This is a genomic window from Streptomyces armeniacus (assembly GCF_003355155.1).
Lineage (GTDB): Bacteria > Actinomycetota > Actinomycetes > Streptomycetales > Streptomycetaceae > Streptomyces > Streptomyces armeniacus.
The window spans coordinates 7,982,536-7,990,914 of record NZ_CP031320.1 but is presented as its reverse complement, the minus strand read 5'-3'; the positions used below and the strand labels follow the sequence as shown (position 1 = coordinate 7,990,914).

General features: G+C 71.1%; 4 protein-coding genes, 4 pseudogenes and 1 other annotated feature. Of the genes and pseudogenes, 2 read left to right on the top strand and 6 right to left on the bottom strand.

Annotation, left to right across the window (positions count from 1 at the left end; translation table 11 throughout):
• Positions 1 to 14 precede the first annotated feature (14 nt).
• Positions 15 to 1,418, top strand: a sequence feature (23S ribosomal RNA rRNA prediction is too short).
• 99 nt (positions 1,419 to 1,517) lie between these two features.
• From DVA86_RS36390 to DVA86_RS34525, 3 genes and pseudogenes are all read right to left on the bottom strand, one after another.
• A pseudogene (locus DVA86_RS36390) lies at positions 1,518 to 1,940 on the bottom strand (nucleotide exchange factor GrpE); the annotation flags it as partial.
• A gap of 39 nt (positions 1,941 to 1,979) precedes the next feature.
• A complete protein-coding gene (locus DVA86_RS34530; RefSeq protein WP_208884170.1) occupies positions 1,980 to 2,447 on the bottom strand; it encodes a hypothetical protein in 468 nt (155 codons plus the stop codon).
• 81 nt (positions 2,448 to 2,528) lie between these two features.
• Positions 2,529 to 3,782 carry a tetratricopeptide repeat protein gene (locus DVA86_RS34525; protein WP_208884169.1) on the bottom strand — a complete coding sequence of 418 codons (1,254 nt, stop codon included), beginning with the start codon at positions 3,780 to 3,782 and terminating at the stop codon, positions 2,529 to 2,531.
• Between the two features lie 148 nt (positions 3,783 to 3,930).
• Here DVA86_RS34525 and DVA86_RS35850 point away from each other — a divergent pair.
• Positions 3,931 to 4,218, top strand: a pseudogene (locus DVA86_RS35850) (ADP-ribosylglycohydrolase family protein); the annotation flags it as partial.
• A gap of 142 nt (positions 4,219 to 4,360) precedes the next feature.
• On the opposite strand, the gene DVA86_RS34515 reads toward DVA86_RS35850, so the two are convergent.
• The 3 genes and pseudogenes from DVA86_RS34515 to ispG form a co-directional block, all read right to left on the bottom strand.
• Positions 4,361 to 5,326, bottom strand: a complete 966-nt coding sequence (locus DVA86_RS34515) for a 4-hydroxy-3-methylbut-2-enyl diphosphate reductase (protein WP_208884166.1) — start codon at positions 5,324 to 5,326, stop codon at positions 4,361 to 4,363.
• Positions 5,323 to 6,396: a polyprenyl synthetase family protein gene (locus tag DVA86_RS34510; protein WP_208884165.1), complete on the bottom strand. Its 1,074-nt coding sequence runs from the start codon at positions 6,394 to 6,396 to the stop codon at positions 5,323 to 5,325. Before DVA86_RS34510 ends, DVA86_RS34515 begins: the two co-directional genes overlap by 4 nt.
• Positions 6,393 to 7,145 (bottom strand): annotated as a pseudogene (gene ispG, locus DVA86_RS34505) ((E)-4-hydroxy-3-methylbut-2-enyl-diphosphate synthase); the annotation flags it as partial. The gene DVA86_RS34510 and the pseudogene ispG, both read right to left, overlap by 4 nt.
• Here ispG and DVA86_RS34500 point away from each other — a divergent pair.
• Positions 7,141 to 8,352 (top strand): annotated as a pseudogene (locus DVA86_RS34500) (type I polyketide synthase); the annotation flags it as partial. The pseudogenes ispG and DVA86_RS34500 sit on opposite strands and share 5 nt — an antisense overlap.
• Positions 8,353 to 8,379 lie beyond the last annotated feature (27 nt).

The window sequence follows — 8,379 nt, the reverse complement described above, 5'->3', positions numbered from 1 at the left end:
GGCCAAGTTTTTAAGGGCGCACGGTGGATGCCTTGGCATCAGGAACCGATGAAGGACGTGGGAGGCCGCGATAGGCCCCGGGGAGCTGTCAACCGAGCTGTGATCCGGGGGTGTCCGAATGGGGAAACCCGGCAGTCGTCATGGGCTGTCACCCGCACCTGAATGTATAGGGTGTGTGGAGGGAACGCGGGGAAGTGAAACATCTCAGTACCCGCAGGAAGAGAAAACAATAGTGATTCCGGGAGTAGTGGCGAGCGAAACCGGAGGAGGCTAAACCGTATGTGTGTGATACCCGGCAGGGGTTGCGCGTGCGGGGTTGTGGGAGTTGTTTTGATCGTTCTGCCGGACGGTCGGTGAGTGATAAATCGTGGGTGTAGGCGAAGGGCATGCGAAAGGCCTGGCGTAGAGGGTAAGACCCCCGTAGCCGAAACATTCTCGACTCATTGGACAGCCACCCAAGTAGCATGGGGCCCGAGAAATCCTGTGTGAATCTGGCGGGACCACCCGTTAAGCCTAAATATTCCCTGATGACCGATAGCGGATAGTACCGTGAGGGAATGGTGAAAAGTACCCCGGGAGGGGAGTGAAAGAGTACCTGAAACCGTGTGCCTACAAGCCGTGGGAGCGTCGCACAGGGAGCCTTGTGCTTTCTGTGTCGTGACTGCGTGCCTTTTGAAGAATGAGCCTGCGAGTTTGCGGCATGTTGCGAGGTTAACCCGTTGTGGGGGAGCCGTAGCGAAAGCGAGTCCGAAGAGGGCGGCCTAGTAGCGTGTTCAAGACCCGAAGCGGAGTGATCTAGCCATGGGCAGGGTGAAGCGGCTGTAAGAGGTCGTGGAGGCCCGAACCCACCAGGGTTGAAAACCTGGGGGATGACCTGTGGTTAGGGGTGAAAGGCCAATCAAACTCCGTGATAGCTGGTTCTCCCCGAAATGCATTTAGGTGCAGCGTCGTGTGTTTCTTGCCGGAGGTAGAGCACTGGATAGGCGATGGGCCTTACCGGGTTACTGACCTTAGCCAAACTCCGAATGCCGGTAAGTGAGAGCGCGGCAGTGAGACTGTGGGGGATAAGCTCCATGGTCGAGAGGGAAACAGCCCAGAGCATCGACTAAGGCCCCTAAGCGTGTGCTAAGTGGGAAAGGATGTGGAGTCGCAGAGACAACCAGGAGGTTGGCTTAGAAGCAGCCATCCTTGAAAGAGTGCGTAATAGCTCACTGGTCAAGTGATTCCGCGCCGATAATGTAGCGGGGCTCAAGCACACCGCCGAAGTCGTGTCATTGCAGCATTTCTTGTTGTGTGTTTACGTGTTTGCTTAATCGATCCGCCCCCTCCGCGGTCTACACCTAGGCTGTCGTGCGCTGGGTCAGATTGGTATACGGGGCCGGTTCCGGTCCGGGGTCCGGCGCGGGCTCCGGTTCGGGTTCCGGTTCGCGGTCCGGCGCGGGTTCCGGTTCGCGGTCCGCTTCCGGTGCGGGCAGGGATTCGGGTACGGGTACGGGCGCGGGGCCCGCGACCACCACCTGCGCCGCGCGCAACACCCGCCCGTGGTACCGGTATCCGCGCCGTGCGACCTCCAGCACCTCGTCCTCCGCCGTACCGGGCGGCCCCGGCTCCCGTACGTCGATCACCTGGTGGGTGGCCGGGTCCGCCGTCTCACCGCGCAGCCCGATCGGCTCCAGCCCACCCGTACGGACGGCCTCGTCCAGCTGCCGGGCTACCAGCCCTACGCTCTGGTGGTACGCCTGCACGCCCTCGCCGTCCGCGGGCGGCGGGCCGTCGGCAAGCAGCCGGTCGAACGAGTCGAGCGCGCCGAGGAGCGCCGTCAGCAGGCGGCCTGTCTGCTCGCGGTGCGCCGCCTCGCGTTCGTCCAGCGCGGCGGCGAACTCCCAGCGCAGCCGGTCCAGTTCGGCCCCGCCGCCCTGCGGTGTCTTCGGCTCACTCATCAGCGCGGACCCCCTCCCTTCCCGTGCACGGCGACCGGCTCAGCGGTCGAACCGGATCAACTCGTCGAGCAGGCCCGGCGGTACGGGCGCACCGGACAGCGCGTCGTCCGCCTCGTCCGGGAGGGCCGGTTCGGGGGCGTTCAGCTCCACCCCGTCCAGCTCCTCCACCAGCCAGTCGAGCGCGTCCGCTCCCGGCGGCGCCAGGCACGCGGCCACCTCGGGCGGCTCCCCCGGGTCGCTCAGGGCCTCGTCCAGCTCCTGCCGTGCGGTGGCGATCTCCGCCTCCGGATCGACGTCCCACAGCACGGCGTCGACCAGCAACCGCTTCTGGAGGGTGCGCAGTTCGTTCCACGCGGTCTGCGTCTCCGGGGTCATCAGGCGCTGCACCATCAGGTCGAACGACACGTCCTGCATCTCCGAGTGCGTCGTCGCGGGTGTCACCCCCACCGGAGCCAGCACGTCGTACGGGAACGGCCCGTGCCACGCGGTCAGCGGATCCTTGAACACAGTCCCTCACCCTTCGTCTTCTCACCCAGCTCGCTCGCGTACGGCCTGCGCCGCTCGCACCCCGTACACCGCATGCACCGATCACGCCCCCGGCTCGCACAGTTCGTTCAGCCGCTGCTCCGTGGTGCGCAGCAGCTCCAGGCGCACGTCCGCGTTCGAGGGGTGCGCGCGGGTGGCGCGTGCCAGCAGGTGCAGCGCCCCGGCGGTGTCGCCCTGCGCGTCGCGCAGCCGCCGCGCCTCCTCCAGGAGTTCGCGGGCGCGTGCCGCCGCGTCGCCCTGTGCACGCTCCACCTCGTCCGGCACCTGCACCAGGTGGTCAAGGAGCCGCTGCGAGGAGAGGCCGCCGAGCAGCAGCGACTCGAGGTCTTCGAGGGCGTCGCCCAGCGTCTCCCAGTAACGGGCGTGCGTGGGCAGCCGTTCCAGCCCTCCGTGCAGCAGCCGGAACGCCTCCAGCAGCACCGTCAGCTTGTGCACCCTGCTGCCGGTGCCCGGCCGCGGATCGAGGCCGAAGACGAGCACCCGTACGAGGTTGTCGCGCGCGTACACGGACTCCGGGTTGAGTTCGAGCGCCCGGCGCAGATCCGCCTCCGCCCGCACCATGTCCGGGCGGATGTCGTACTCGGCGCAGCCGTATCCGCCCCACACGCCCCGTACGGCGAGCAGTTCGGACAGCTTCGCCGACAGCGGCTGCCGTCCGGGCGGGCCGAGCAGCGGGAGCGCGCGTTCCACGATGCTGATGGCCTCGTCCAGGCAGCTGCCGCGCCGCACGCTGTCCTCGTCGGAGAGCGCGTCGGCACGGCCGAGGACCATGCGCAGGACGGCCATCTTGGTGCGTACGGTCATCGCCGCCCGGCCGGAGACGGCGATCGCCTCCGCCCACTCCTCGTACGCCCGTTCCAGGCCGCCGTCCCCTCCGGTGAGCGCCGCGCGCGCGAGGGCCAGCCGGGCCCGTACGGCGAGGTCCACGGTGTCCTGGAGCAGCCGTGCGCGGCGCTGCGGGAGGCACGCGTAGGCGGGGTTGAGCCGCAGGAACTCCCGGCAGTGCGGGCACGACTCGGTGTGCCCGGGGAGGGCGCGGTCCGGCTCGGGGCAGTCGGGCGGCAGGTCGTTCAGCGCGGTGTGCGCGGGCAGGGCGCGCAGGGCCTGCTCGAACCGGTGGTGCCCGAAGAGGGTGAAGGACAGGGCGAGTTCGGAGAACGCGCACCGTACGGCGCGCACGGTGTGCTCACCCGGGCCGTACTCGCGCCCGTCGGACGCACCGGCGGAAGTGGCGGGCCCGGCGGCGGCGGTCGCGGTGCGGTCGGCGTCCAGGCGGGCGACGGTCTCGGCGAGCACGGCTTCGAGGCGGACGAGGCGGAGGTAGGCGGGACCGGCGGCGAGGGTGGCGGGGGCGGGAGATGGAGTGTATAGGGGAGAGGGACGGGGTGGAGGCGGCGGCGGGAGAGGGCGGTGGCAGCGGGGGGGGGGCATGAGGGACCGGCCGCAGGGCGGGACGGCGGGGGAGGCCCTGTCGAGAGCGGTCGCGTGCGCGCTGGTGGCCGGGGACGTGCAGCACGGGCTGCTGCTCGGGGTCACCCACGGCGGGGACAGCGGCGCCACCGGCTCGATCTGCGGCAACCTGCTCGGCACCATCAACGGCGAGACGGCGCTGCCGCCGGGCTGGGTCGCGGAGCTGGAGGGGCGCGCGACGATCCTGGAGCTGGCGGACGACTTCGCGATGGAGATGACGCAGGGGCCGGCGCTGCACTCGCCCGCCTCGTCTCAGTGGTGGATAAGAGACAGTCTGGGGGCTGCGCGGGCTGTACGGGGTCTACTGGATCTGCGAGTTCCACGGGGTCAACGCCCACGGTTTCCACGGCGCCTCCTGGCTGCGCGTACGGTCACGGGCAGGGTGCTGAGCGGGCGAAGTACGGTCATGAGCGGGCCAGTTCGCGCGGCAGCGCGAACCGCTGCCGCTCCTCCGTCGCCGTGACGATCCCGACGTCCGCGTAGCCGCGGCCGGCGAGCCAGACCAGCAGCTCGTCGACCAGGACGTCCGGCACGGAGGCGCCGCTCGTCACACCGACCGTGGACACCCCGCGCAGCCACTCCTCCCGCGCTTCCTGTGCGCTGTCCACGAGGTACGAGGCGGCCGCGCCGGCCTGGAGCGCGACCTCCGCGAGCCGGGCCGAGTTGGACGAGTTCCGCGAGCCGACGACGATCACCAGCTCGCAGTCGGCGGCCAGTTGCCTGACGGCGAGCTGGCGGTTCTGCGTCGCGTAGCAGATGTCGTCGCTGGGCGGGCTGACGAGCGCCGGGAAGCGCTCCCTGAGGCGTTCGACGGTCTCCATGGTCTCGTCCACGGACAGCGTCGTCTGCGACAGCCAGACGACGCGCCGCTCGTCCCGTACGCATACGCCGTCCACCGCGTCCGGGCCGTCCACGAGCTGGACGCGGTCGGGCGCCTCGCCCATCGTGCCGATGACCTCCTCGTGGCCCTCGTGCCCGATGAGGAGGATGTCGTAGCCCTCCTCGGCGAAGCGCAGTGCCTCCCGGTGCACCTTCGTCACCAGCGGGCAGGTGGCGTCGATCGCCGTCAGGCGGCGCGCGGCGGCCTGTTCGTGTACCTCGGGGGCGACGCCGTGCGCGGAGAACAGCACGGTGCCGCCCTCGGGCACGTCGTCCGTCTCCTCGACGAAGACGGCGCCCTTCCGTTCCAGCGTCCGGATCACGTGGGTGTTGTGGACGATCTGCTTGCGTACGTAGACGGGCGGGCCGTACTTCTCCAGCGCGCGTTCCACGGCGGCCACGGCGCGTTCGACGCCGGCGCAGTAGCCGCGGGGCGCGGCCAGCAGGACGCGTCCGGACGGCGCGGGCACGGGCGGGGTGTGGGCGGTCATGAGGTCCTCTCGGTCGCGTCGACGGCGAGTTGCTGCAGGGCGGAGCGCGTGGCGGCGGGGAACGGCGCCTGCTCCAGGGCGCGCAGGGCGCGCCGGCGGCGTTCCGTGATCATGTGCTCGACGGTGTCGAGGGCGCCGGAGGACAGCAGTACGGAACGGATGCGCGCCGCGCCCTCCTCGTCCAGCTCCGGGTCGCCGACCAGCGCGCGCAGGGTGCGGGCCTGGGCGGCGTCGGCGCATTCGAGTGCCAGGGCGAGCAGCGCCGTGTGCTTGCCCTCGCGCAGGTCGTCCAGACAGGACTTGCCGGTGACGGCGGGGTCGCCGAAGACGCCGATCACGTCGTCCCGCAGCTGGAACGCCTCGCCTACGGGCAGCCCGTACGCGGAGCACGCGTCGAGCAGCGGCGGGCCGCCGCCGGCGAGGGCGACGCCCAGCTGCAGGGGGCGTTCGACGGTGTAGCGGGCCGTCTTGTAGCGGATGACGTTCAGGGCGGCGTCCAGACCGCTGTCGAAGTCGGTGCAGCTGAGCACGTCGAGGTACTGGCCGTGCATGACCTCGCCGCGCATCGCGTCGAGGAACGGCCGGGCGGCGGCGAGCCGTTCCGGCGGCAGGCCGCAGTCGTGGAACAGCTCGTCGGACCAGACCATGGCCAGGTCGCCGACCAGGATCGCGCCGCTGTCGCCGAAGCGTTCGGCGTCCAGCAGGTGCGGGTGGCGGCGGGCGCGCGCGGCCAGCAGCCGGTGCACGGTGGGCCGTCCGCGCCGGGTGTCGCTGCGGTCCATCACGTCGTCGTGGATCAGCGCGAAGGTGTGGAACAGCTCCAGGGAGGCCGCGGCGGGGAGTACGGCGGCCGGGTCGCCGCCGCCCGCCGCCTGCCAGCCGCGGGCGCACAGCACGGGCCGCAGGCGCTTGCCGCCCTTCGTGAACGCGCGCAGCAGCTCGACGAGATGGGGCAGGTGCGGGGCCCGGCCGCGGCCGGCCTTGCGGTCGAAGAACCCGTCGAGCAGTACGTCCACGGCGGCGGGCACGCCGTCGAGGTCCGGTCCGTCGGCGGTCGTGGTGAGGGTCATGACGCCACCTCCACGGCGGTGTCCTCGGGAAGGTCCTGAACGGAGTCCTCCGGAAGGCCCTCGGTGAGGCGGAGTGCCTCCTCCACGAGCGTCTCGACGATCTTCGACTCGGGCACGGTCTTGATGACCTCGCCCTTCACGAAGATCTGCCCCTTGCCGTTGCCCGACGCGACCCCGAGGTCCGCCTCGCGGGCCTCGCCGGGGCCGTTCACGACGCAGCCCATGACGGCCACGCGCAGCGGGTGCGGGAAGCCCTCGAACGCGGCGTTGACCTGCTCGGTGAGCGTGTAGACGTCGACCTGTGCGCGGCCGCAGGAGGGGCACGAGACGATCTCGAGATGGCGCGGGCGCAGCCCCAGCGACTGCAGAATCTGCTCCCCCGCCTTGCACTCCTCCACGGGCGGCGCGGACAGCGAGACCCGGATGGTGTCGCCGATGCCCTCCGACAGCAGTACGCCGAAGGCGACGGCCGACTTGATGGTGCCCTGGAACGCGGGACCGGCCTCGGTCACCCCCAGGTGCAGCGGGTAGTCGCAGCGGGACGCCAACTGCCGGTACGCCGCGATCATCGTCACCGGGTCGTTGTGCTTGACGGAGATCTTGATGTCGCGGAAACCGTGCTCCTCGAACAGCGAGCACTCCCACAACGCCGACTCCACCAGCGCCTCCGGAGTCGCCTTCCCGTACTTCCGCAGCAGCCGCTTGTCCAGCGACCCCGCGTTCACCCCGATCCGGATCGGCGGCGACGCCGCTGACCGTGACGCGCTGAAGGGTCTGCTCGCGGGCATTCCCGCCGACCGTCCGCTGACGGGCGTCGTGCACACGGCGGGCGTTCTGGACGACGGCGTGATCGGCTCGCTGACCCCCGAACGGCTCGACACGGTGCTGCGCCCCAAGGCGGACGCGGTGACCAACCTGCACGAGCTGACCCGGGACGCCGACCTCGCCGCGTTCGTCGTCTTCTCGTCCTCCGCCGGCGTGCTCGGCTCACCGGGCCAGGGCAACTACGCCGCCGCCAACGCCTACCTGGACACCCTCGCGGCCCGCCGCCGCTCCGACGGCCTGCCCGCGACGTCGCTCGCCTGGGGCCCCTGGTCCCAGACCACCGGCATGACCAGCGGACTCGGCGACGCCGACCTCCGCCGCATGGCACGCGCCGGGCTGCCCGCCCTGCGCCCCGAACAGGGCCTCGCCCTCTTCGACCTGGCGCTCGACCAGCCCGGCCCCGCCGTCCTGCCCATGGCCGTGGACACCCGCGCCCTGGGCGGCACCGGCACCGTGCCGCCGCTGCTGCGCGGCCTCGTCCGCACGGGCACCCGCCGTACGGCCGCGTCCGGCGCCGCCGGAGCGGACAGCGCCGACTCGCTCAGCCGCCGGCTGGCGGGCCTGGCGCCCGCCGAACGGCACCGTACGGTGCTCGACACCGTCTGCACCCAGGTCGCCGGCGTCCTCGGCTACGGGTCGGGCGGCGACGTCGGCCCCGAGCAGACCTTCAAGGAGCTGGGCTTCGACTCGCTCACCTCCGTCGAACTGCGCAACCGGCTCGGCGGCGCGCTCGGCGTACCGCTGCCGTCCACACTCGTCTTCGACTACCCCACCCCGTCCGCACTGACCACGCACGTGTGCGCGGAACTGTTCCCCGACGGTGGCACCGGCGGCGCCACCGACGGCCGTACGGGCGCGGGCGCGGAGACCTCCGCGCGCGCGGACGACGAAGCGGCGATCCGTACGGCGCTCGCCACGGTCCCGATCGACGCCCTCCGCGCCTCCGGCGTCCTGGACACCGTCCTGGCCCTCGCCGGCAGCACGGGCACCGCCACCGGCACGGCCGACGGCACCGGCAACGACGCCGCTGCCGACGGCGGCGCGGACTCCGACGCCGACGGCGGCACCGACGCGTACGAGGAGCTGGAGGTCGACGACCTCGTACGGCTCGCCCTCGGCGACGACGGCTGACCACACGACCCATGACGCACCACCAGC

Coding starts and splice junctions, on each gene's coding strand:
- DVA86_RS34515 (WP_208884166.1), bottom strand. CDS start 5,326: ATGACCGCCCACACCCCGCCCGTGCCCGCGCCGTCCGGACGCGTCCTG.
- DVA86_RS34510 (WP_208884165.1), bottom strand. CDS start 6,396: ATGACCCTCACCACGACCGCCGACGGACCGGACCTCGACGGCGTGCCC.